Raw genomic sequence first — 25,482 nt, forward strand, 5'->3', positions numbered from 1 at the left:
GCTTAGTCGTTTTTAGATTTTATTTGACCTTTATCTAGGGTTATAATTTCGTTGCATTTATCTGTCCATACCGAGCTAAAACTAACTACAATAAGAGCCCAAGGTCTGTCTGGATGCGATAAATAATCTACAATAGCTTTAGTTTCTTTTCTATTAAATCGATCTAAAGCATCTTCTAGAATTAGTATTTTAGGGTTCTTTAAAATAGCTCGTGCTAGGACTAATTTTTTAGATACTGAGTACGACATTTGCCTGCCATCTGGATATAACACAGTATTTAAACCTTCTGGTTGCGATTTAATAAAAGATTTTAAACCAACGATATTTAAAATCTCATAAATTTTTTCATCTGAAATGTTTGAGTTAGAAAAGATTAGGTTCTCTCTAATGGTGCCTTCAAAGGGTGTTTCGTCCGATAATGATAAGCCTAATTGTGAACGATAGAAATTTAAGTGAATACTTTTAATAGACATATCGTTAACATAAACATGACCGCTTGTAGCTTCAATTACACCGGCAATTAAACGGAGTAAAGTAGATTTTCCTGAGCCACTTTCTCCTTTAATTAAAATTCTGCTTTTGGAGTTAACTTTTAAAGAGATATCTTTTAGTATGTGGGCATCTCTATTCTCAACTTCAAAAGAAACGTTATCTAACTCAATCTGTAAGCCTTTACTAAATTGAGGTGTTTCGCCTTCTTGACTTTCTAAATCCATATCAACTATCTGACCTATTTTTTCTAAGGATGTAAGAGTGTCGTAAAAGGCTTCTAAGCCTATAATTAGTTTTTCGACAGAAGCAATAACCAATAAAATAATAATTTCTGCAGCTACAAATTGCCCAATATTCATTTCTTGGTTTAAAACTAATGCACCTCCAATAAGTAGTAAACTAGCGGTTACAATAACTTTAAAACTTATCATTTGGATAAATTGAAGCATTAAAACTTTAAAGTGACTCTCTCGCGCTTTTAGGTAATTGTTTACCAAATCGTCATTTTTATTTATACCCAAGCTTGTGCTACCTGATAGTTTAAAGCTAATAACCGAACGGGCAATTTCTTGAATCCAATGGGCTACTTTGTATTTGTTTTTAGACTCGTATAAACTTGTGGATAAGCCTTTTCGTGCTGTGAATTTAAAAACCACAAAAATGAGTACTAGTAATAAAAGCCCAAATACTATAAAAAACGGATGGTAAAACGATAGTAGAATTAAAGCAAAAACAATTTGTAAAACTGCAGCAGGAACATCTATTAAAATTTTTGATAGTCCTTTTTGAATGGTTAAGGTATCGAAAAAACGATTTGCTAATTCTGGCGGGTAATAATCGCGTAATTCGGCCATTTTAATTTTTGGAAATCGATACGCTAATTCAAACGATGATCGCGTAAATATACGTTGCTGTATGGTTTCTATAATTCTTAGTTGCATAAGTTGTAAGGCGCCAGAAAAGGCAACACCTAAGGTTACTATGATAACTAAAACCACCCACGATGTGGATATTTGAGCGCCTTGCAATAGGTTAATAATAGCTTGAATACCAAGAGGAAGTGATAAGGCTACAACTCCGGCAAAAATGGCATAGTAAAAAATTTGAAGAATATCTCTTTTTTCTAATTGTAGCATGCCTATTAAACGCTGCCACGGTGTCATTTGTTTGTGTTTCATATTTAAGACTTGAGCGTGTTAAGTACTAGGTTTTTTATAAAGGACGTTGGGGTAGTACTATCATTACAATCTGTAATAGTTTTAAAATGGTCTTTTAAAAAGTGCTGATGCAAACCACTTTCTAGAATTGTGCTACCTAGGCTAGAAGCGAATTTATAATCGGGGTTTATTGCAATTATCATATCGCGTAAGCGTTGTACAATGCGTTTGTAAATAATAAAAAAACCTTCTTTGTTTTCTTGGTCTACCTCTTTAGTTAAAAACGATTTAGAGTTTTCGTTAACTATAATCCTATTTAAAATGGATTCGTTTATATGCGAGAATTTCGAATCTACTTTTATGCTTCGGGTTACAATTTCGATTGCTTTTTCTAGTTTTTCTGATGGGTTTAAACTGTGAGTTTCGAACACCAATTGGTATTCTATCCATGCCCAATACCAAGACGATAAATAAAGTAATAGGTTATGCTTGCTCTCAAAGTATCTGTAAATAGAGCTTTCATTAGAGCCTATTAATTGTCCTAATTTTTTAAAGGTGAAACTATCAAAACCAATGTCGTCTATTAAAAGGATGCTATGCTCTATAATGCGTTTTCCTAAGGTAGAAGATTCTGGGTCTTTCACATAGATTTTTTCGGGTACAGAAATTTTTAAATTTGACAGTAATGAATCCATAATTAATAAATTTAAATGCAAATATAATAGTATTACTATTATTTTTAAAAACAAAACTATTGTTTTTCTTTATGCGGGATTGAAAAATACTATTGTAGGAAAGTTAGCAAGCCGTTGTAAAGCTCTTTTAGATATAAGCAGAATGGATGTACTGATAACTTACTTTCGCGGATAAGTGGGTTAGGGATTGCAGTGGAAAGCCCACAGCGAGGTACGAAGCGAGGACTTGAAGCGTAAAGCCCGACCAGAGGTACGAGGGTAACCCTAAAATTAAACTAAAAAATTAATGACAATCGATACCGTTAGTAACCATATCGTAAACCGGAGCAGGAGAGAGGTAAGGAATTCCAAGACCTAAACCCCGAATTATAAATAGTGCACCTATTATTACCACGAAAACGGGTATTATGTTTTGTATGCGTTGTCTTGCCTTGCCTTTTAAAAAGTGACTAAAGTAAATTGCAGTAGTCATTAAAGGGACGGTGCCAAGGCCAAAAACACTCATGTATAAACTACCGTTTAAGGCATTACCGCCAGCAATGGCTGCAAATACTGCCATGTAAACTAAACCACAAGGGAGAAAGCCATTTAAAAAACCAATGGTTAAAAACGTGTCCATTGTTTTTTTCTTTAAAGCAGAACCTAAAGCAGATTTTACTTTAGATATTAGTTTGTAAATAGGTTTAGAAAAATTGTATTTGTTAAATGTTTTTTGCGGAATTAGTACTACTAAAATCATTAAAACCCCTATAGTAATAGAGAGTTGTTGCTGATAGCCGAAAATGGAAAGACTTTTACCGATTAGCCCAAAAACGAGTCCAATAATACTGTAAGCTAATAATCTACCGAAATGGTAAATGGCAATTTGTGATACTTTTTTTAATTGGTTTGTGCGATCTACGGGCAACATAAAAGCTATGGGTCCACACATGCCTACGCAGTGAAAACTTCCTAATAGCCCTAATATAAACGCCGAAAACAGCATACTAATAATTTATAGATTCTTTAAAAAGATAAGATTTTCCGTTATATTGCCAATCTATTTTAATGTTCCAACGACCATCTACCAAACGATTGTCAGGTATGAGCAAATTTGAATTAGACAAAGAGATAGCAGTCTCAAAGTCTAGTTGTTTGTTAGATGGTCTATATAGGAACAATTTTCCTTTAATATTTTTGTAATCGAAGGTATCGGGAAATTGTATTACCAAGCCCTCGTTTGTTTTCTTATAACTAATATTTTTGTTTAAACTTTTAGCGGTTTCTAGTTTATTTATATCATCTTGAAATTGTAATTCTTCGGTGTAATAATCTTCGCTAACCAAATCATGGTTGTATTTGCTATTTACACTCATGTTTATAACAAAGTACATTATAAACGAAATAAAGGCTATAAAAGCAATAACAATTCCGGTTCCCCAATTAATTTTCATAATTTTCTTTTTTAGTAATTTGTTTTTTGTTGCTGGTTATTTGTCTCTAATTAACCATTAACTATTTAAAACTCCGCGGGCCTAAAAAGTTAGCCGTAGTGGTTTCAATTAACTTATCGCCTTTGTAAACGCCAATTTTTATTTTATTTCTATCGCCAGATAATGCCGAATTATTTATTTCAATAAACAAGGTGCCTTCTGCTATACCTTGACTTGGTACAATAAAATCGTTACCAGTAGATACTAATTTTAATTCGCCTTTATGCGACATGAGTTTAAAGCTCACATCTTCAATATCTTTAGATGTTTTATTTACTAATTTATAGGTAAAAACGTTACTTATGATGTTGTTCTCTTTGTGTTCATATAGCTGTCCAGGAAGTCTTAAAACATTAGCCTCCACATCGTTTCTTAAAAATAACATACCAACCAATAGACCAGTTAAAATAGCTAAAACCGCTATATAACCTTTAATTCTAGGTGTTAGTTTAAAAGGTGTTTTGTTTTCTATGTTTTCTTCACTAGCATAACGAATTAAACCTTTTGGTAAATTAATGCTTTCCATAATATGGTCGCACTCATCAATACAAGCTGTACAATTTACGCATTCTAATTGTGTACCGTTTCTAATATCAATGCCAGTAGGGCAAACGTGTACACATTGCATACAATCTATACAATCTCCATGACCTAAAGCTTCTCGGTCTTCATTTTTTCTAAACTTTTTTCTACCATTTTCAGCTTCACCACGTTTATGATCGTAAGCAACAACTATCGATTTTGTATCTAAAAGTGCACCTTGTAACCTTCCGTAAGGACAAGCTATAATACAAACCTGTTCTCTAAACCAAGCAAATACAAAGTAGAAAACCGCTGTAAAAATAAGTAACGATATTAAGGTACTTATGTTATTAAGTGGGCCTTCAGAAATGTATTGAATTAATTTATCGCTACTAATTAAATAAGCCAGAAAAACGTTAGCAATAATAAAGGAGATTAAAACAAATATGATTGTTTTTAGTCCTTTTTTTCTAATCTTTTCGGCATCCCATTTTTGTTTGTCTAGTTTACGTTGTTTGTTTCTGTCGCCTTCAATCCAGTATTCTATTCGTCTAAAAACCATTTCCATAAAAATGGTTTGCGGACAAATCCACCCGCAGAAAATACGTCCGAATGCTACCGTAAAAAGAGCTATAAAAATAACACCAATTAACATGGATATTACAAACAAATGAAAATCTTGTGGCCAGAAAGGAAATCCGAAAATATTAAAACGGCGTTCCAAAACATTAAACATTAAAAACTGATTTCCATTTATTTTTACAAATGGTGCAAGTAGTAAAAAGGCTAGTAAAATATAACTTACATATTTTCTATACTCGTAAAATTTACCACTTGGTTTTTTAGGAAATACCCAAGCGCGTTTACCTTCTTCGGTAATCGTACCGATCGAGTCTCTAAAGGTTTCGTTTTCTGGAGTTTCCATGTTTTTTTATTATGCTACAAGATTATAAAAGGTTGCAGGTATTGTTTATTAAATCTATTATTCTAAAGTAATAATATTTTCTGTTTTAGTTTCCATAGCCTCTGTAGGTACTTCGCTTGCAGGAGCATTTTCATCTACCCAAATATCGCCTTCGGCAGGTTTAGGATTTGCTGGTATAGTGCCTTGCAATGTTAATACGTAACTTGCTACTTGTGCCATTTGTGCAGGTTTTAATTGTGCTTTCCACGCAATCATACCTTTACCAGAACGTCCACCTTCAGATATGGTTTTAAAAACATTCTTAATACCACCACCTAATATCCAATGATCGTCTGTTAGGTTTGGTCCAATACCACCTCCACCATCTGCCATGTGACAAGCAACACAGTTACTTTGGAAAATGGCTTGTCCAGCTTTTACATCGGCAGCATCAGTTAACACGGTTACCGTATTAAAATCTACTAAATCTTTAGCCGTTTTTTTATACTCTTCTAAAGCAATTCTAGCATCGGCTAATTCTGTTTCTAATTCGTCTATTTGTGTATAGCCATCAAATACGTGGAATCTCAATAAATAAACGGCAGCAAAAATTATAGAAATGTAAAAAGAATACACCCACCATGGTGGTAAGTTATTATCTAGCTCTTTAATACCATCGTAATTATGATCTAGGATAATTTCCGTTTCTTCTTCTATTGGTTTTTGTCCTAATAGTTTTTGGTACGTCTCTTTTAACCAAGTAAATTTAATGGTATTTTCTTTTTCTGCTAAAAAACGAGCTTTACCAGCTTCATCTAATTTATGAAGCATCACATTTTCTAAAGCACCAATAATAGCTTCGATAGCAATTAATATTAATAATACTAAAAGCAGAAAGAGTAAAACTGCTGGATACTCAACAAATGCTGGCTTGTCTCCTGAATCTATAAAGAATTCTACGGCTCCAAAAATAATAAAGAATGCTACTGGAACACGAATCCAGGATGGAACTAATTGTCTCATAATATATCGTCGTTTTGGTTGTCTAATGGCATGTTACTTACCTTGTCTATATAATCTTTTTTAGCGGTTATTACCCACCAAAATAGAACTACAAAAAAGGTGAAAAAGATAATTAAAGAAATCACTGGGTAAATCTCGATTCCTGCAATACTATCCATATGGTTTTTTACAAATTTCAACATGACTTTTAAAATTTTAGTTGATTAATTTTGTGCTGTTTCTCCTTTAATATCTGTTCCTAAGCGTTGTAAATACGCTATAAGAGCTACAATTTCTCGGTTTTTCATTTCTATAAATGGTTCACCGTTATCCGAAGCGTATTTTTTATCCGCTTCATACGTTTTTGTAAAATCAGGATCGGCATGAAGGTTCTCTTCAATTTTAGCACCTTGCTCTAACATACTTTGTTGTGCATTGGCTATTTCGTCATCTGTATAAGGAACACCAAGAGTAACCATAGCTTCCATTTTTTTCTCGGTCATCGATTTATCTAACTCACTGCTAGAACCCGTAATTAACCAAGGGTAACGTGGCATAATAGAACCCGATGATGTACTTTGCGGATCGTACATGTGGTTAAAGTGCCAGTTATCTGAGTACTTACCACCAATTCTGTGTAAATCTGGTCCAGTACGTTTACTACCCCAAAGGAATGGATGGTCGTAAACAAACTCGCCGGCTTTACTGTACTCACCGTATCGTTCTACCTCACTTCTAAATGGGCGAATCATTTGCGAATGGCAACCTACACAGCCTTCACGGATATAAATATCTCGACCTTCTAACTCTAAAGGAGAATATGGTTTTACACTTGCTATAGTTGGTATATTAGATTTTACAACAATAGTTGGTACAATTTGTACAAGACCACCAATTAAAATAGCTATAGTAGCGCCTATGGTTAATTGTATTGGTTTACGCTCAATCCACGTGTGCCAACCTTCATTTGCAGTACGTTTTTTAGATACTCGCTCTAAGGCTGCAGCTTCAGCTAGTTCGTCTTCAACTTTGCTTCCTTTTTTAATAGTAGCAATAACGTTAAATACTAAAATTAGCATACCAGTTAAGTATAAGGTACCACCAATAGCACGCATCCAATACATTGGCATAATTTCGGTTACGGTTTCTAAAAAGTTACCATATGTTAAAGTACCATCTGGATTAAATTGTTTCCACATACTAGCTTGTGTAAATCCGGCAACATACATAGGTAAAGCATACATAATAATACCTAAAGTACCTATCCAAAAGTGTAAGTTAGCAAGTGCTAAAGAGTGTAGTTTGGTTTTAAATAATCTTGGTACTAAATAGTAAATCATACCAAAGGTTAAAAACCCATTCCAAGCTAAGGCACCAACGTGTACGTGTGCAATAATCCAATCGGTAAAGTGAGCAATAGCATTTACATTTTTAAGCGAAAGCATTGGCCCCTCAAAAGTTGCCATTCCGTAACCTGTAATAGCTACAACCATAAATTTTAAAACCGGATCTGTACGTACTTTATCCCAAGCACCACGTAGGGTTAATAATCCGTTTATCATACCACCCCAAGATGGCATTAATAACATTATAGAGAAGGCAACACCTAAATTTTGTGCCCATTCTGGTAAAGCTGTGTATAATAAGTGATGTGGTCCTGCCCAGATATAAATAAATATTAACGACCAGAAATGCACAATAGATAATCTATAAGAATACACAGGTCTGTTAGCTGCCTTAGGAACAAAGTAATACATAAGTCCTAAAAACGGCGTCGTTAAAAAGAAGGCTACCGCATTGTGTCCGTACCACCATTGTACTAAAGCATCTTGAACCCCGGCGTAAACCGAGTAACTTTTCATGGCGCTAACAGGAAGCTCTAAACTATTAAAGATGTGGAGCACAGCAACAGTAACAAACGTAGCTATATAAAACCAAATGGCAACATATAAATGGCGTTGTCTTCTTTTTAGCATGGTACCAATTAAATTCCATCCAAAAATTACCCAAACTAAGGCAATAGCAATATCAAAAGGCCATTCTAGTTCGGCATATTCTTTAGAGCTTGTATAACCTAAAGGAAGTGTAATAGCGGCTCCTACAATAATAAGTTGCCAACCCCAAAAATTTAATTTACTTAAAAGGTCGCTAAACATTCTAGCTTTTAGTAACCGCTGTGTGGAATAATACACACCAGCAAAAATAGCGTTACCAACAAAGGCAAAAATAACAGCATTGGTGTGTAGCGGTCTTAATCTACCAAAACTTAACCACGAAATACCGTCTGTTAAGTTCGGAAATAGAAATAAAAACGCCAATAGCAATCCTACAAGCATACCCACAACGCCCCAAAGCATCGTGGCGTAAATGAAGTTTTTAACGATTTTATTATCGTAATGAAATTGTTGCATTTCCATAATTATAATTATTAATCTTTTTTGGTTAGTATTGTTTTTTCTGTTTTGTTTTTAATTAATTCGTCTTCAAATAACATGCGTACAGAGGGCGTGTAACTGTCGTCAAACTGTCCTTTTTTAACAGCAATTATAAAGGCAATAAAAAAACATATAGCCACTACAATGCTTACCGCAAGTAAAATATATATAACACTCATACCTATTAGAAGTTATGGTTCAAAAGTACTTTTATACTGTTTTTTAAAAGATGATATTTATCATGTTTCATAATTTTATTTGGGCGTTACCTCAAAAAGAGGTCGGGCTTTTCGTTTCAAGTCCTCGTTTTGCCAATTTTAATTGGCAAACCTGCGGGCTATCCACTACAATCCCTAACGCAGTATCCGCCAAAGTCGGTCTTCAATTTTTCACCTGTGCATCTCTACAAAACCTATCTCAATTTTTTACCCACAACATTGGTGCAAATCGTTGTGAAAACCACAATACTAATGGAACTCAACGGCATTAATATAGCAGCAATTACAGGTGCTAATTGCCCCGTTACAGCAAAATATAATCCAATAATGTTATAGATAAATGAAAACAGAAAACTCCATTTTATAATTTTTATAGCCGATTTAGAAGCCTTAATAAAATGATGTAATTTATTAAACTTAGTAGCGTCTAAAATAGCATCACATGCAGGCGAAAACACATTAACATTCTCCGAAATGGCAATGCCAACATTACTTTGTGCCAAAGCACCCGCATCATTCAATCCATCGCCAATCATTAATACCTTAGCACCAGAATTTTGGTGGTGTTTTATGTATTCTAATTTATCATCAGGCTTTTGGTTAAAAAGCAGTTTTGTTTTGGCTGGTAAAAGCTTAGTTAAATTCTCCTTTTCTCCGGCATTATCGCCCGATAAAATAACCAGGTCGAAATCCTTTTTTAAAGTTTTAAATAACTTCGATAGGCCTTTTCTGTATTTGTTATAAAACGTAAATTTCCCTTTGTATTGATTGTTCGTGCTAATATGCACAGCGGTATTTAAAGTTGCCGTTTCAAGAGCGTGTCCCACATAAGGTGCAGATCCTATTTTTATGTAATTTTGCTTATGTTTTGCAGAAATGCCTTGACCAATATGTTCTTCATAATCATCAACAGGTACAATGTTGTTTTCTTCTAAAATGGCATACAACGACCGGCTTAATGGATGGTTAGAGTTCCGTAAAGTACTTTTTAATAAAGATTCTTCGGTACCCGAAAGTTCAAAACCGTCATATTCAATTGTAGTTTGCTTATTAGCCGTAATGGTTCCTGTTTTATCAAAAATAATGGTATCGATAGCTGCTAATTGTTCAATTACCGAAGCGTTTTTAGCATAGAACTTTTGCTTACCAAAAATACGTAGCATATTGCCAAAAGTAAACGGTGCTGCCAAAGCAATGGCACAAGGACAAGCAATAATAAGTACCGCTGTAAACACATTTAGTGCTTTTGTGGAGTCGTTAAATAACCAAAATCCTGTGGCAAGAAATGCTATAGATAATATGGCAATGGTAAACTTTTTGCTAATAGCGTTGGTTAAGTTTGTAAATCTATCTTCCTTGTTTTTGTTAAAAACATCATTACTCCATAATTGGGTTAAATAACTTTGCTCTACAGTTTTTAAAACGTCTACCTCAATGCTACCGTTTAGTTGTTTTCCTCCAGCAAAAAGCTTGTCGCCCGATTGTTTGGATACCGTTTCAGATTCGCCAGTAACAAAACTATAATCAATTTTTGCTTTTCCTTTAATTAAAATACAATCTACAGGTATTAGCTCCTCATTTCTAATTAAAAGTCGGTCGCCTTTTTTAATATCATAAACCTGAATGGATGTCTCCGAATTATCAGAAGAAATCTTAGTAATTCCAATAGGGAAATACGATTTGTAATCCCTTTCAAAAGACAAAAAGTTATAGGTTTTCTGCTGAAAAAATTTACCGAGTAATAAAAAGAAAACAAGGCCAGCTAAACTATCAAAAAAACCGGTACCTATATCTAAAACTATTTCGGCAGTACTTCTTAAAAATAAAACCGTAACGCCTAAGGCTATGGGAACATCGATATTTAAAATTTTAGATTTTAAACCTTTGTAAGCAGAAATAAAATAATCTTGAGCACAATAAAAAACAACAGGAAGCGAAAATGAAAACATGAGCCACCTAAATAATGGCTTGTATTGTTCCAACCAATATTCTGTAGATTCAAAATACTCCGGAAACGACAAAAACATAATATTACCAAAAGCAAATCCAGCAACGCCAAGTTTATAAATAAGCGATCGGTCTACATTTTTCTTACCAACACTATAGTCGTCTAAACTAATAAAAGGCTCGTAGCCAATACTGCTTAAAAGTTTTACTAAATCCTTAATGCTAAAATTGTTGGTATGGTAGTTTACACGAACGGTTTTCTTACCAAAATTTACAATAGATGAACTTATGGAAGGATGTAGTTTGTTTAAATTTTCGAGTACCCAAATACAAGAGCTACAATGAATATGCGGAATGTATAGTGTAACTATTTGAGTATTCTCGTCGTTAAATTCTAGTAAATTTTCAACAATTTTGGCATTGTCTAGAAAATTATATTTACCCTCAATTTCCTTCGGAGTACCACCTGGAGCGTTCTGTAAATCGTAGTAACACGTTAAATCGTTTACCGAGAATATCTCGTACACCGTTTTACAGCCGTTACAACAAAACGATTTATTATCATATATAATTTCAGTAGTTGTAGAATCTAATCCACAATGGTAACATGTTTTATGCTCCATAATATTTGCTCATTTATACCTATGGCAAAGGTTATTAATAAGCAAAAAATAAAATATGATATTAGTCATGATTTATTTATTTTTACAGAACTTTCAATATAATATAAGCCGTATGAGCAAGTGCGAACAGTGCATTATTAAGCAGTTTAATTCTTTAAAATCGTTAACCAAAGACGAGTTGGTGCGTATATCGGCTTGTAAAACCACTAGAACTATAAAAAGAGGCGAAGTTATTTTTGAGGAAGGCGATACCTTAAATGGTGTATATTGCGTAAAGGATGGTGTTTGTAAACTATCTAAACTTAGCGAAAATGGTAAAGATCAAATTGTAAAAATGGTTGTTAAAGGACAATTATTAGGGCAACGCTCTTTAATTAGCGACGAGAGCTCAAATTTGCAAGCCGTGGCCTTAAACGATATGGAAGTTTGTTTTATACCCAAAAGTGAAATTATTGCAGACCTTCAAAAAAATCCTAAATTTTCGTTTGATGTGTTACAAGATATGGCTCACGATTTAAAGGAGGCCGACGATATTATAGTAAACATGGCTCAAAAGTCGGTTAAACAACGTTTAGCAGAAACTTTAATTTATATACATAATAATTTTGGCGTAAACCCAGACGGGACATTAAGTGTGCTTTTATCGCGCGAAGATTATGCAAGTATTGTTGGTACAGCCACAGAATCTGCAATTCGTGTACTTTCTCAATTTAAAAAAGAGGGTTTAATTACTACCCTTGGTAAATTTATTAAGATCGAAGACCTTAATGGTTTAAGACGGGTAGAATAATAGGCAAGACTAATTCTTGTTAAATTAAGTATAAAACTAAATTTAGTTTTTAATGTCCTGTAAAAATATAGTATTTTTATAGAGCTATGAAAAACAATATAAATTACAGAAAAGGTTTTGTATTTAAAAAATATGAAGCACCTTTCCAATCGCCGTTCGATAAACTTTTTGAAATTTTCAAAGAGTTAATTACCCATACATCTGGCGATTTTGACGAGGCTATCGATTGGCTTCGCGAATTGGATAAAGAGTACAAGCTTACTACACCAGAGTACACTATAGACGATTTTATTGAAGATTTAAAACTAAAAGGCTATTTGCGTGAAGAAATTGATCCTGACGGAAATGGTGCTTTAGCTATAACTGGCAAAACAGAACGCGCCATTAGGCAGCAAGCTTTAGACCATATTTTCGGAAAAATAAAACGTAGCGGACAAGGTAACCATAAAAGTAAGGGACAAGGTATTGGTGATGAGCATACAGGCGATTTTAGAAATTATCAGTTTGGCGATGCTTTAGATAAAGTTTCTATGACCGAAAGTTTAAAAAATGCCCAAATTAATCACGGTATCGGCGATTTTACATTATCTGAAGACGATTTGGTAGTTGAAGAAACGCTTCACAAGGCCCAAATGAGTACCGTTTTAATGATTGATATTAGCCATAGTATGATTCTGTATGGCGAAGATAGAATTACACCGGCTAAAAAAGTAGCTATGGCTTTGGCCGAATTAATAACCACAAGATACCCTAAAGACACCTTAGAAATTTTAGTTTTTGGTAATGATGCGTGGCAAATAGAAATAAAGGATTTGCCTTATTTAAAAGTAGGGCCTTATCATACTAATACCGTAGCTGGTTTGCAATTAGCAATGGACTTATTACGCAGAAAACGAAATACAAACAAACAAATTTTTATGATAACCGATGGTAAACCTAGTTGTTTAAGGTTGCCAGACGGACAATATTATAAAAACAGTAATGGTTTAGATTCTCATATCGTAAACAAGTGCTACATGATGGCACAACAGGCTAGAAAACTACACATTCCAATTACAACATTTATGATAGCTCAAGATAGCTACTTAATGCAGTTTGTACGGGAGTTTACCTATGCTAACCAAGGGAAAGCATTTTATACAGGGCTTAAAGGATTGGGAGAAATGATTTTTGAAGATTACGAAACGAATAGGAAAAAAAGAATTAAGGGGTAACGCCCCACCTAACCTCCCCAAAGGGGAGGAATACTAAAACAATAAAAAATAAGTATATATGAAAATTACAGATAGGAGTAAGCAGGCTACAGTTCCCGCTCCTTCGGAGAGGGGTACTGAGAGGCTGTCAACACTTGGCGAATTAAAAGCAAAGGGTTATCAATCAAAATCTATAAAAGATGAATTAAGAGATAATCTAATTACTAAAATAAAGAATAAAGAAACTACGTTTGAAGGTGTCCATGGCTACGAAAACACCGTAATTCCAGAGCTGGAACGTGCTATTTTATCTAGGCACAATATTAACCTGTTGGGTTTAAGAGGTCAGGCAAAAACTCGTTTAGCTCGTTTAATGCTAAATTTATTAGATGAATATATTCCGGTTGTAGCTGGTTCCGAGATAAATGACGATCCTTTAAAACCCATTTCGCGATATGCCGTGGAGTTAATTAAGGACAAAGGCGATAACACCCCAATAACATGGTTACACCGTAGCGAGCGTTTTGCCGAAAAATTGGCAACTCCAGATGTTACTGTAGCCGATATTATTGGAGATGTCGATCCTATTAAAGCTGCCAATTTAAAACTGAGTTATGCAGACGATCGTGTTATTCATTACGGAATGATACCTAGAGCAAATCGATGCATATTTGTTATTAACGAGTTGCCAGATTTACAAGCCAGAATTCAAGTGGCACTTTTTAATATTTTACAAGAAGGGGATATTCAAATTAGAGGTTTTAAGTTGAGGTTACCTTTAGATATGCAATTTTTGTTTACGGCAAACCCCGAAGATTATACTAACAGAGGAAGTATTGTAACACCTTTAAAAGATAGAATTGGGTCGCAAATTTTAACACATTATCCGGCAGATATTGAAACTGCGAGACGTATTACGCAACAAGAAGCAAAAATAGTTGAAGGTCAAAATAAAACCGTTATAGTTCCAGATTTAGCAAGAGATTTACTTGAGCAAATTGTGTTTGAAGCTAGAGAGAGCGAGTTTATCGATGCCAAAAGTGGAGTAAGTGCACGATTAAGTATAACCGCTTTAGAAAACTTATTGAGTACAGCAGAAAGACGTGCTTTAATAAATGGAGATGATAGGACAACATTAAGGCTATCAGATTTTGTAGGTATAATTCCAGCCATAACGGGAAAAGTAGAGTTGGTTTACGAAGGCGAGCAGGAGGGAGCAGCTGCCGTAGCTTATAATCTAATAGGCGAGGCTGTAAAAAGTTTGTTCGAAGATCTTTTTCCTAAAATTGGAAAGCTTCAAAAGCAAGAAGAAGAAAGCCCGTATGATGATATTGTATCTTGGTTTTTTAATTTAAAAGAAGGTTTTGAGTTGTTAGACGAATTACGTGATAAAGAGTATGAGGCTTTATTAAATGGTATTTCTCCTTTAGATGATCTTATTACCGAATTTCAACCAAACATAGCAAAAGAAGATGCTTACTTTGTTAAAGAGTTTGTGCTTTGGGCATTGGTGGAATATAAATTATTAAGTAAACATAGATTTACCGAAGGCATTCAATTTAAAGATCCTTATGGTAGTTTTATAAGTGGTATTTAATCACTAAAGACATATACTAAAATTTTAAAGTGCTGTAATAGAACTATTGTTTTCTATTACAGCATTTTAGTTTTAAGCTCATTATCATATACTCAAAATGATTTAGTCTATTTTTCATAATTCTTAAAGTAAGGCTTGCTAATTATCACAATTAGAATATTGTCTAAAATCAGCCTGTTTTTCTTGTTTTTACGTGAAAAATCTATTAGTTTCTACCAAAATGAAGTAAAAAACATTAAAAAAGTAGAATTTTTAGATTTTTAATATGAGCAAAAATAAAGACATAAATAAGCCGGAAATTAACTTTCTTTCTTTCGATATTGATAATACATTAATAGACTTTCACACTCATAAAAGTAATTTTCGAAAAACCTGGAAAAAGTATAAACCTAAAGATGTTGTTCTTACCTATAATACAGGACGATTAATTGATGATGTACTTAATTTAATTGATAAAGGCGTTCTTCCAGAACCGGATTATATAATTTCTGGTGTTGGTACACACATTTATAATTATAAGGACAAATGCATCGTAAAAGAATTTAATAATGTACTTGATGATGGGTGGGATTTAAAAGCTGTTGAAGATTTAATTCAAAACATAGACCATCCTATTAGCGATCAACCAACAAAGTTTCAGCATGCTTATAAAAGAAGTTATTTTTTCCATAACGCTAGTCCAGAACTTATTACAAGTGTAGAAAAAGATTTTGAAAATGCGAACATGAGTATTAATGTCGTGTATTCTGGGGATAAGTTTTTAGATATTCTTCCAAAATTTGCTAACAAAGGTAATGCCTTGCAATGGTTAACAAAAAAGTTGGGTTTAAAACCAGAATCTGTTTTAGTAGCTGGAGATAGTGGTAATGATTCTGCTATGTTCGATTTGCCAAACGTTAAGGGAATTGTAGTTGCTAATGCCCACGAAGAGTTATATCGATACACAAAACACAGACAGGTTTATCACACCGAAAAAGAAAAGAGTGATGGTATTATTGAAGGTTTAGTTTATTATAGCATTTTACCTAGTGCAGCAATTAAAGACATTAATATTGATCATAAAGATGATTTCTTTATAAAACAAGAATCAGAAAGTTTAGCCGCCGAGGATGCCGATGAGAAAGTAGCTTTAATTCGCGAAGGTTATGAAAAAGCTGTTTTGGCCTTAAAAAAGAATATTACACCACTTGGCTTTTCGGCCTGTTCTATAAAAGATAATGTGGCTCATGGTACCGACGAGAATTATTATAGCGTTTGGGCTAGAGATGGAGCCATTACTGTAATTGGAGCATTACCTTTAATTCATAAGGATGAAGAGATTCACAAATGTGCAAGACAAACACTTTTAACTTTGTTTGAGCATATTTCTCGTAATGGCCAAATACCTTCAAATGTGCGTATTAAAGATAATATTCCAGATTATTCTGGTGTAGGTGGTATTTGTTCCATTGATAGTGGTATTTGGGTGGTTATTGCTTTTTACGAATATGTAAACGAAACTAAAGATATTGAGTTTTTAAGAACACATATATCAGATATAAAAGAAACAATGCGTTGGTTAGGAGCGCATGATAGTAATAATGATGCTTTATTAGAAATTCCTGAAGCCGGAGATTGGACTGATTTATTCGGTAGAAGTTATAACATCCTTTACGACGAAATTCTTTGGTATCGTGCTAATGTTTGTTTTGGTCGAATGATGGAAATGTTAGGCGATCATGAAGAAGCTGGAGAGCATATTAGATGGTCGCAAGTTATTAAAAAAGAAATATTACAAAACTTTTGGCCGTCTACAAAGCAACAACTATTTCAATCGGTTTCTTTTGCCGAAAAGCAATTTACATTAGGAGATACCTCTTATTTAATCGCTCAAACAACACCTTTCGATTTTAGCTGGCGTTGCGACACTTTAGGAAATATTTTGGCCTTTTTACATGGTACAATCGATGCTGAAAAAGCACATCAAACCTTTAAATTTATGTGGGGTGTTGGGGTTAACGATCCTTTTCCTGTAGCTAATGTATATCCTGTAGTAAGCCCGGGCGATCCAGATTGGAGACCATATTACACCGTTAATTTATTAAACCTACCAAACCATTATCATAATGGAGGTATTTGGCCATTTGTGGGTGGTTTTTGGGTAAAGTTTGTAAACAAGTTAGGTTTTAGAGATATAGCCATTGCGGAGTTACATAAACTTGCTTTAATAAATAAAGAAGGTATTAATGTAGAATGGGAGTTTACCGAGTGGGCACATGGAACCACTGGAAAACCAATGGGGAAAGCTTACCAAGCATGGTCTGCAGCTCAATACATCTCTGCTTGTCATGATTTAAAAATAATTTAATAATTAATATAATAACTAAAGCAAAACACTATGAAATCGATATTGATGATCTCTTTACACGGCTATGTTGGAGCAAATGCAGAATTAGGAAAACCAGATACAGGCGGACAAGTAGTATATGTTTTAGAACTTGCTGAACGTTTTAGCAGACTAGGGAAAAGAGTCGATTTAGTAACTCGACAGTTTGAAGATCAACCCGAATACGATCATGTAGATGAAAACTACAGCGTTTGGAGAATTCCTTTTGGAGGTAAAAAGTTTATCCGAAAAGAGGACATGCACGATCATCTTAAAAAGTTTGTTACCAATACTTTGGCAGCCATTAAAAAGGAACGTAAAAAATATGATGTCGTGTATTCGCATTACTGGGATGCAGGTTGGGCAGGACAAAAAATAGCTGAAGAATTGGGTATTTCGCATGTGCATACTCCGCACTCACTAGGTTGGTGGAAACAACATAGTATGGGTAGCGATATGGAAGAAAAAGAAATGGAAAAGACATACCGTTTTAAAGAGCGTATAAGAAAAGAGTATTTCGTATATCAAATGTGTAATTATGTTATTGCAACAACGCTTCCTCAGGTCGATTTATTGACTAAACAATATGATGTATTGCCCAAAAACTGCGGCATGATTCCTCCAGGAATTGACGAAAATCGTTTTTTTCCAGTGCCCTCAAAAGAAAATGATAGAATACGAGCCAAGTACGACATTCAGCCCACAGATATTTTAGCATTGGGTAGAATGGCACATAACAAGGGTTACGATTTACTATTTCAAGCCTTACCAACGGTGTTCGAGTTATGTCCAGAGGCGCGATTGGTGGCAGCTATTGGTGGCGATCAATCCGATCAAGATAATCTAGGTATTAAAAAGCTTAAAAAGTTAGCAGACGAGTTAGGGATTGCAGATAAAATTTCATGGAAAAATTATATTGCCGATGAGGATTTAGCAAATGTATATAGGTCCGCTAATATTTTTGTAATGCCTTCAAGATACGAGCCATTTGGAATGGTTGCTATTGAAGCCATGGCATGCGGAACGCCAAGTATAATAACTGTTCATGGAGGTTTATGCGATTTAATAGATTTTGGGAAACAAGGATTATTTGCAGATCCGCATCGCCCAAAAGAATTTGGTGCTATGATGGCTATGCCGCTTTTATATCCTAAATTAAGAAATGAATTATCGGTTGAAGGCGCGCGTTTTGCACGTCGTAATTTTGGTTGGACAGGAATTGCAAAGCGTATGCTAGAGGTGTTTAGAAGCTCTATTAATCAGCGTACCATGGAATCTAATGTTTATTAATTTTATTTAGTTTATGTCGAACATAGTCTGTTTTGGAGAAATTCTATGGGATGTATTTCCTACTCACAAGAAAATTGGAGGTGCACCTTTAAATGTGGCACTTAGAGCAAAATCATTTGATAACCATGTATCTATGATTAGCGCTATTGGAAATGATCATCTTGGTAAAGAATTGCTAAGCTATTTAAAAGAACATGAAATTAATACAGAATGCATTCAGGTTTTAGAGCATTATAAAACAGGTGAAGTTAAGGTGTTTTTAGATGAAAAAGGTTCGGCATCTTACACCATTGAATATCCAAGTTCTTGGGATAAAATAGAATTGAAAGATAGCTTAATTGATACGGTAAAAGCTTCAGATGCTTTAGTATTTGGAAGTTTAAGTACGCGCGATGATACTTCTAAACAAACATTGCATAAGCTTTTAGAATATGCGAATTATAAAATATTCGACCTTAATTTAAGACCGCCACACTTTTCAGAAGAGACCTTAATTTATTTGATGAGTAAGGCCGATTTTATAAAATTTAATGATGATGAACTTTATGAAGTGAGTGCGTTTTTAGGTTCAAAATATAATAGCTTAGAACAAAACATACATTACATTGCAAAAACAACAAATACAAAACGGGTTTGTGTAACTAAAGGGCCTCATGGAGCTGTGATGCTCTACGATGGTTTACTGTATTATAATAGTGGTTTTCAAATAAAAGTTTTAGATACTGTAGGTGCCGGAGATTCTTTTTTGGGTACATTAGTTAGCCAATTACTTAACAAAATTAATCCTCAAGAAGCCATAGATTATGCTTGTGCAGTTGGGGCTTTGGTAGCACAGAGCGAAGGTGCTAATCCTAAAATTTCAAAACCTATGATTGATGTATTTTTAAATCTGTAAAACATTATCTTGTATCTCGACTTTTAATATTATTAGCGCATAGCTCGATTATTTGAATTATGCGCTTTTTTTTAGTTTCTTCTCGTTTGGCTTGATTTAACCAATACAAATAGCTTTTTCTGTATGACGGTGCGAAATTTTTAAAGTTCTCATAAGCGTTGGGGTTTTCATTAAAAGCATCTTTCAAAATCTGCGGAATAATGCCTTTTTCAACAGCATCTAAAGCCGTCCAACTCCCATTTTGCTTTCCAATTTTAATAATTTCACGGCCAGCTTCATGCATTAAACCATTACCGGTAAGCTCTGTTATGTATGCTTTATTTAATGCGCTCCAAACACTTTTAGGGTTCCTTTTACAGAAGTATTGCCTGCGCTTTCCATTACCCAAACTCTTAACGGTAGAATCGATCCATCCAAAACATAAAGCCACTTTTACAGCTTCTTCCCAGCGCATTGAAGGTTCTTTGTTTTCAACCTTATAAAAGATAAGGTAAACACCGTTAGAGCAATCATGGTTTTTATTAAGCCATGTACGCCACGCGGTATGTGTTTTAAAATAGAGTTCTGGTGTTTTCAAAAGGATTATATCTTTTTAGTTTCAACATAAAAATCAATATCCACTTCTATATTTTCTATTTTAGAATCTAAGGTTAAAGTATTCCATTCAGCATTAGGTGAAATCCATTGGTCTTCATCATTAATTTTAACTTGAATAGGCATTTCGAAACCTTCAACGCAATTAGTCCATCGGTATTTTAAAACTTTCTTATTTATTGAATATTCTAAAACCGGAATTTTTGTGGTTCTTAAATATTGATTAAAAAAAGCAGATAAATCTATAGTTGTTTCATACGATAAAAAGTTTTCTATCTGTTGTGTTGTTACCGTTTGATGATAAAATTTCACATTCATTTTACGTAAAATTTTTCTCCAAACGTCATCATCTTTTATAAGTTGTCTTAGCGTATGCAGCATATTTGCTCCTTTGTAATACATGTCGCCAGAGCCTTCATTATTAACATTATACTGCCCAATCAATGGGTTGTCATTTTGAATATTAGCTCGGGTGCCAATAACATATTCTGCTCCGGCCTCTTTTCCAAAATGATAATCTAAATACAAGCTTTCGGAATATGCGGTAAAGCTTTCATGTATCCACATATCGGCTATGTCTTTATTGGTAATATTATTGGCAAACCACTCGTGCCCGGATTCGTGTATAATAATAAAGTCGAACTTTAAACCCCAACCTGTTCTCGACAAATCGTTACCCAAATAGCCGTTTTGGTAGCCATTACCATAGGTTACCGAACTTTGGTGCTCCATGCCTAAATACGGTGCTTCAACAAGCTTAAAACTATCTCTGTAAAATGGGTATTGACCAAACCAATGCTCGAATGCTTTAAGCATCATAGGTACTTGTTTAAATTGTTCTTTAGCTTTTTCTAGGTTGTAACTAAGAACATAATAGTCTAAATCTAAATTTCCGCCTTGACCATCATAAACTTCAGAAAAGTTAGCGTAATCGCCAATATTAATATTTACGCCGTAGTTATTTATTGGACTTTTTACTTCCCAATGGAATGTTTTAGTGTCGCCAATACGTTCTACTAGTATTAGCCTTCCATTCGATACATTGGTTAGATGGCTAGGTACGTTTACACTTATTTTCATGCCTTCTACTTCATCATACATGTGGTCTTTGCAAGGCCACCAAACACTTGCGCCTAGTCCTTGGCATGACGAGGCAATAAAATCCTTATCGTTTTTATCTTTTTTCCATGAAATACCGCCGTCCCAGGGTGCATTTACAGCTTCCCTAGGATGACCTTCATAATAGACCACGACCGAGTTAATGTCATCGATGTTTTGATTTTCAACTAATGAAATAAAATGCGCATTACCTTCGTGGCGTACTTTTAATTCCTTACCGTTTTGAACCGCTTTTAAAAACTTCATTGGCGATTGTAAATCAATTTGCATTATAGAATCGCTTTTTAAAACTTTATAGGAAATGGTGTTTTTTCCAGAAATGAATTTGTTTTTTGGGGCTACTTTTATGTCTAAATTATAATAGGTTAAATCCCACCATTCGCGCTCTGGAGTAATAGAGCCTCTTAAGCTATCTTGTTTTGTGAAATTTGTGTTTTCTGAAAGTAATCCTTGAGCATTTAAATATAATAAAGGTGAAAGTAAAAAGGTAATTAGTATAAAGTAGGTGTTTTTCATCAATTTTTAGTTTTTTGGCAATTTAAATAAAAAGGTTATTAAGTGTTTGTTAATTTTTCTATTTTGTATAATTGAATTTTTTCGTTTCAATAGTTCCATCTTTTTGGTGAATGTCTACATAAACATTCATTTCGTTAGTGTTTACTTTTTCAAAAGTCATGCCATCAAATACAACTTTAGAAGCGGTTATTTTTTGCAATGGAAAATCTATGGTTTCATCCTTAGTTTCCCAACCTTTTAAATCATTATTAAAATGTTTTAGCTGAAGTATTAACGAGTTTTCAATTTCTCTGATTATTTCAATTTCATAAAATGAAACACTACCATCGTTAATTAATTTGAAGGTAGCCATCATAGAACCACCCGATGGTTCGCTCCATATTTCTTCGGTAATACCGCCAAAAGCTTCGCCTTTCCAATGTCCTGCAATCCACGCAATATTTTCTAGTTTTGGTTCTAAGATTTTTTCTTCTTGTGCAAGTATAGTAGAGGAGAAGAAGCATAAACAAACAATAAAAATTGATTTCATTTTTTTTGATTTTCAACTAAATTAATAAAAAAACGCCTCGAAATTAATTTCGAGGCGCTTTTTAAAAATTGAGTTAGTCACTCTATAGTTACTATGGTTAGAAACAGTATTTGTTTTCTGCTTTAACTTTTTCTGCTATCTCGATACGTAAATCTACAATATCTGGGTAGTTTGCGTATTTAGTAAAACGCTTAAGACCCATTAACATCATACGTTGTTCGTCGCCTTCAGCAAAAGAAATAATACTTTCTTTTCCTTTTTCTTCAACGATATCTACGGCATGATATAAATATAATTTAGCCATCGCGATTTGGGCAGATTGCTCAGATTCGCTAGTACGTTTAACGTTTTTCTCTGTTCTTAAAATTGCAGATTCTGCCATGTAGATTTCAATTAAAATATCGGCAGCCGCAATTAATAACTGTTGGTGATCTTCTAGTTTTGGACCATATTTTTGAACCGCTCCGCCAGCAACCATCAAGAACGTCTTTTTAAGCTTCTTAATCATTTCTTTTTCTTCCGAAAATAATTCAGAATAATCTGGAGCATCAAAAGATGGTATGCCCATTAGTTCTTCTTGAACGGCTTGCGCAGGACCTAATAAATCAACATGTCCTTTCATAGCCTTTTTAACTAACATACCAACGGCTAACATTCTATTAATCTCGTTAGTACCCTCGTAAATACGAGCAATACGAGCATCTCTCCAAGCAGATTCCATTGGAGTTTCTTCAGAGAATCCCATTCCACCAAAAATCTGTATACCTTCATCTGCTGCGTTTTGTACATCTTCAGATACCGCAACTTTTAAAATAGAACACTCAATAGCATATTCCTCTACACCTTTAAGCTCTGCTTCTTGGTGTGAGTTTCCAGCAGCTTCGCGAAGAGCAATTCTATCTTCAATGTTTTTAGCAGCTCTATAGGTTGCAGATTCACCTGCATAGGCACTAGCAGCCATTTCAGCTAACTTTACTTTAATGGCTCCAAAATCTGCAATGGGTGTTTTAAATTGTTTACGTTCTTTAGCATAATTTACAGCTGTAGATAAAATTCGTCTTTGCGAATCTAAACAAGCCGCAGCTAATTTAATCCGACCAACGTTAAGGGCATTCATTGCAATTTTAAAACCTTCACCACGACCTGCTAACATATTTTCGGCAGGTACAACCGTATCGTTAAAAAATACTTGACGCGTAGAAGACGCACGAATACCTAATTTGTGTTCTTCTTCACCTAAAACAATACCGTTTGGGGTTGCACCATCGTATTCAACAATAAAACCTGTAATGTTTTTATCACCTTCAATACGGGCAAAAACAATCATCAAACTACAGAAACCTGCATTTGAGATCCACATTTTTTGTCCGTTAATTTTATAAGATTTTCCATCTGCAGAAAGTTCGGCAGTTGTTTTACCAGAGTTTGCATCAGATCCGGCTCCTGGCTCTGTTAAACAGTAAGCTCCAAACCACTCGCCAGATGCTAATTTTGGTACATATTTTTGTTTTTGTTCCTCTGTTCCGTATAGGGTAATTGGCATGGTACCAATTCCTGTGTGCGCACCAAAAGCAGTACTAAAAGAACCTGTACCAGACGAAATATAATCGCATGTTAATACAGTAGAAACAAAGCCCATTCCCATACCACCAAAAGCTTCAGGAACAGCAACACTTAAAAAGCCCATATCCCCAGCTTTACGCATAACCTCTTCAGTTAGTGCATAATCTTTAGCTTCGAAACGTGCTTTATGAGGAATGATTTCACGATCGTTAAATTCCATTACGGATTCTTTCATCATTGTTTGCTCTTCCGAAAAATCTTCAGGAGTAAACACATCTTCACAATTTGTTTCTTTCACTAAGAATTGACCACCTCTTAAGATGTCTTTTTCATTTGCTTCCATTTTATATTTTTGTATTAAGTTCTTAATTAGTTTAAAAATTCAAATATTCCACAAGCACCTTGACCTGTTCCTACACACATGGTAACTGCTCCATATTTCCCTTTCATGTTTTGCTTACGCATTTCATCAAAAAGTTGTACTGATAGTTTTGCTCCTGTGCATCCTAATGGGTGACCAAGGGCAATGGCTCCACCATTTACGTTAATGATATCTGGATTAAGGTTTAACTCTCTAATTACTGCTAAAGATTGAGAAGCAAAGGCTTCATTCAATTCAATAAGAGATAAATCGTCTTGTTTTAATCCTGCTTGTTTTAATGCTTTTGGAATTGCTTTTACTGGTCCAATACCCATAATGCGCGGTTCAACACCTGCAGCGGCATAGTTAACCATTCTTGCAATTGGTTCTAAGCCTAGTTCTTTAACCATGTCTTCACTCATAACCATTACAAAAGCAGCACCATCACTCATTTGTGACGAGTTACCAGCGGTAACACTTCCTCCTGCAGCAAATACAGCTCTCAGTTTTGCTAAGGCTTCTTTGCTTGTTCCTGCACGAGGTCCTTCATCTTTAGTTACTGTGTAAGATTTTGTAGCTTTCTTTCCGTTCGCATCAATATATGTCTGTTCCACTTCAATTGGTACTATTTGATCTTGAAAACGATTTTCAGCTTGAGCTCTTAAGGCTTTCATATGAGAATTAAATGCAAACTCATCTTGGTCTTCACGCGATACTTTAAACTGTTTAGCAACTGCTTCTGCAGTATTTCCCATGCCCCAATAATAATCTTCATGACCCATTTTTACAATTGCATCATAATTTAATTCTGGTTTAAAACCTGTCATTGGAACACTACTCATGCTTTCCGCACCACCAGCGATAATACAATCGGCCATTCCAGCTTGTATTTTAGCTGTTGCCATACCTATAGTTTCTACCCCAGAAGAGCAAAAACGGTTTACGGTTACACCAGGAACATCAACAACATCTAATCCCATCAAAGAAATTAAACGCGCCATATTTAATCCTTGAGCGCCTTCCGGCATGGCGTTACCCACTATAACATCGTCAATACGTTTTGGGTCTAGACCTGGCAATTCTTTCATCATATATTTGATGGTTTCAGCTGCCAATTCATCTGTTCTTTTAAAACGGAACACGCCTTTTGGTGCTTTACCAACTGCGGTTCTATATGCTTTTACTATATATGCTGTTTTCATT

Annotated in this window: 21 protein-coding genes; 6 read left to right on the forward strand and 15 right to left on the reverse strand. The window is 34.5% G+C overall.

Annotation, left to right across the window (positions count from 1 at the left end; all coding sequences use genetic code 11):
* Window positions 1-2: 2 nt before the first annotated feature.
* The 10 genes from AAFN75_RS12320 to AAFN75_RS12365 all read right to left on the reverse strand — a co-directional run bounded on the left by AAFN75_RS12320 (window position 3) and on the right by AAFN75_RS12365 (window position 11,467).
* Window positions 3-1,670 carry a peptidase domain-containing ABC transporter gene (locus AAFN75_RS12320; protein ID WP_411806600.1) on the reverse strand — a complete coding sequence of 556 codons (1,668 nt, stop codon included), beginning with the start codon at window positions 1,668-1,670 and terminating at the stop codon, window positions 3-5.
* A gap of 2 nt (window positions 1,671-1,672) precedes the next feature.
* Window positions 1,673-2,344 (reverse strand): TetR/AcrR family transcriptional regulator, encoded by a 672-nt coding sequence (locus AAFN75_RS12325; RefSeq protein ID WP_411806601.1) that lies wholly within the window; start codon window positions 2,342-2,344, stop codon window positions 1,673-1,675.
* A gap of 283 nt (window positions 2,345-2,627) precedes the next feature.
* Window positions 2,628-3,329 (reverse strand): sulfite exporter TauE/SafE family protein, encoded by a 702-nt coding sequence (locus AAFN75_RS12330; RefSeq protein WP_411806602.1) that lies wholly within the window; start codon window positions 3,327-3,329, stop codon window positions 2,628-2,630.
* Window position 3,330: 1 nt separating this feature from the next.
* On the reverse strand, window positions 3,331-3,777 hold the full coding sequence (locus tag AAFN75_RS12335) for a FixH family protein (RefSeq protein ID WP_411806603.1): 447 nt from the start codon (window positions 3,775-3,777) through the stop codon (window positions 3,331-3,333).
* A 61-nt stretch (window positions 3,778-3,838) separates the two neighbouring features.
* Window positions 3,839-5,263, reverse strand: a complete 1,425-nt coding sequence (gene ccoG / locus AAFN75_RS12340; RefSeq protein WP_411806604.1) for a cytochrome c oxidase accessory protein CcoG — start codon at window positions 5,261-5,263, stop codon at window positions 3,839-3,841.
* A 57-nt stretch (window positions 5,264-5,320) separates the two neighbouring features.
* The gene (locus tag AAFN75_RS12345; RefSeq protein WP_411806605.1) at window positions 5,321-6,265 is read right to left on the reverse strand and encodes a cbb3-type cytochrome c oxidase N-terminal domain-containing protein; all 945 of its coding nucleotides are present in this window, start codon (window positions 6,263-6,265) and stop codon (window positions 5,321-5,323) included.
* Window positions 6,262-6,447 (reverse strand): CcoQ/FixQ family Cbb3-type cytochrome c oxidase assembly chaperone, encoded by a 186-nt coding sequence (locus tag AAFN75_RS12350; protein ID WP_144116952.1) that lies wholly within the window; start codon window positions 6,445-6,447, stop codon window positions 6,262-6,264. Before AAFN75_RS12350 ends, AAFN75_RS12345 begins: the two co-directional genes overlap by 4 nt.
* A 21-nt stretch (window positions 6,448-6,468) precedes the next feature.
* Window positions 6,469-8,661, reverse strand: a complete 2,193-nt coding sequence (gene ccoN, locus AAFN75_RS12355; protein ID WP_411806606.1) for a cytochrome-c oxidase, cbb3-type subunit I — start codon at window positions 8,659-8,661, stop codon at window positions 6,469-6,471.
* Window positions 8,662-8,672: 11 nt separating this feature from the next.
* Window positions 8,673-8,858 carry a cbb3-type cytochrome oxidase assembly protein CcoS gene (ccoS, locus tag AAFN75_RS12360; RefSeq protein ID WP_144116954.1) on the reverse strand — a complete coding sequence of 62 codons (186 nt, stop codon included), beginning with the start codon at window positions 8,856-8,858 and terminating at the stop codon, window positions 8,673-8,675.
* 233 nt (window positions 8,859-9,091) lie between these two features.
* The gene (locus tag AAFN75_RS12365; RefSeq protein ID WP_411806607.1) at window positions 9,092-11,467 is read right to left on the reverse strand and encodes a heavy metal translocating P-type ATPase; all 2,376 of its coding nucleotides are present in this window, start codon (window positions 11,465-11,467) and stop codon (window positions 9,092-9,094) included.
* A 112-nt stretch (window positions 11,468-11,579) separates the two neighbouring features.
* Between AAFN75_RS12365 and AAFN75_RS12370 the strand changes: the two genes are divergently transcribed.
* From AAFN75_RS12370 to AAFN75_RS12395, 6 genes are all read left to right on the forward strand, one after another.
* Complete coding sequence (locus tag AAFN75_RS12370; RefSeq protein WP_411806608.1) at window positions 11,580-12,257, forward strand: Crp/Fnr family transcriptional regulator; 678 nt, start codon at window positions 11,580-11,582, stop codon at window positions 12,255-12,257.
* An 86-nt stretch (window positions 12,258-12,343) separates the two neighbouring features.
* A complete protein-coding gene (locus tag AAFN75_RS12375) occupies window positions 12,344-13,471 on the forward strand; it encodes a vWA domain-containing protein (RefSeq protein WP_411806609.1) in 1,128 nt (375 codons plus the stop codon).
* Window positions 13,472-13,529: 58 nt separating this feature from the next.
* Window positions 13,530-15,047 carry a magnesium chelatase gene (locus AAFN75_RS12380; protein ID WP_411806610.1) on the forward strand — a complete coding sequence of 506 codons (1,518 nt, stop codon included), beginning with the start codon at window positions 13,530-13,532 and terminating at the stop codon, window positions 15,045-15,047.
* Between the two features lie 265 nt (window positions 15,048-15,312).
* Entirely contained in the window at window positions 15,313-17,394 is a 2,082-nt protein-coding gene (locus AAFN75_RS12385; RefSeq protein WP_411806611.1) for an HAD-IIB family hydrolase, read from the forward strand.
* Between the two features lie 30 nt (window positions 17,395-17,424).
* Window positions 17,425-18,702, forward strand: coding sequence for a glycosyltransferase (locus AAFN75_RS12390; RefSeq protein ID WP_411806612.1), 1,278 nt, complete (start codon window positions 17,425-17,427; stop codon window positions 18,700-18,702).
* A 13-nt stretch (window positions 18,703-18,715) separates the two neighbouring features.
* Window positions 18,716-19,597: a carbohydrate kinase family protein gene (locus AAFN75_RS12395; RefSeq protein WP_411806613.1), complete on the forward strand. Its 882-nt coding sequence runs from the start codon at window positions 18,716-18,718 to the stop codon at window positions 19,595-19,597.
* 4 nt (window positions 19,598-19,601) lie between these two features.
* Here the strand turns inward: AAFN75_RS12395 and AAFN75_RS12400 are convergent, their stop codons facing one another.
* The 5 genes from AAFN75_RS12400 to AAFN75_RS12420 form a co-directional block, all read right to left on the reverse strand.
* Entirely contained in the window at window positions 19,602-20,174 is a 573-nt protein-coding gene (locus AAFN75_RS12400; protein ID WP_411806614.1) for a YdeI/OmpD-associated family protein, read from the reverse strand.
* Between the two features lie 5 nt (window positions 20,175-20,179).
* Window positions 20,180-21,826, reverse strand: coding sequence for a M1 family metallopeptidase (locus AAFN75_RS12405; RefSeq protein WP_411806615.1), 1,647 nt, complete (start codon window positions 21,824-21,826; stop codon window positions 20,180-20,182).
* A 58-nt stretch (window positions 21,827-21,884) separates the two neighbouring features.
* Window positions 21,885-22,355 carry a DUF6265 family protein gene (locus tag AAFN75_RS12410; protein ID WP_411806616.1) on the reverse strand — a complete coding sequence of 157 codons (471 nt, stop codon included), beginning with the start codon at window positions 22,353-22,355 and terminating at the stop codon, window positions 21,885-21,887.
* Between the two features lie 97 nt (window positions 22,356-22,452).
* Complete coding sequence (locus AAFN75_RS12415) at window positions 22,453-24,261, reverse strand: acyl-CoA dehydrogenase family protein (RefSeq protein WP_411806617.1); 1,809 nt, start codon at window positions 24,259-24,261, stop codon at window positions 22,453-22,455.
* Window positions 24,262-24,287: 26 nt separating this feature from the next.
* Window positions 24,288-25,481, reverse strand: coding sequence for an acetyl-CoA C-acyltransferase (locus AAFN75_RS12420; protein ID WP_411806618.1), 1,194 nt, complete (start codon window positions 25,479-25,481; stop codon window positions 24,288-24,290).
* Window position 25,482: the final 1 nt, after the last annotated feature.

Source organism: Algibacter sp. AS12 (assembly GCF_046736315.1).
Lineage (GTDB): Bacteria > Bacteroidota > Bacteroidia > Flavobacteriales > Flavobacteriaceae > Algibacter_B > Algibacter_B amylolyticus.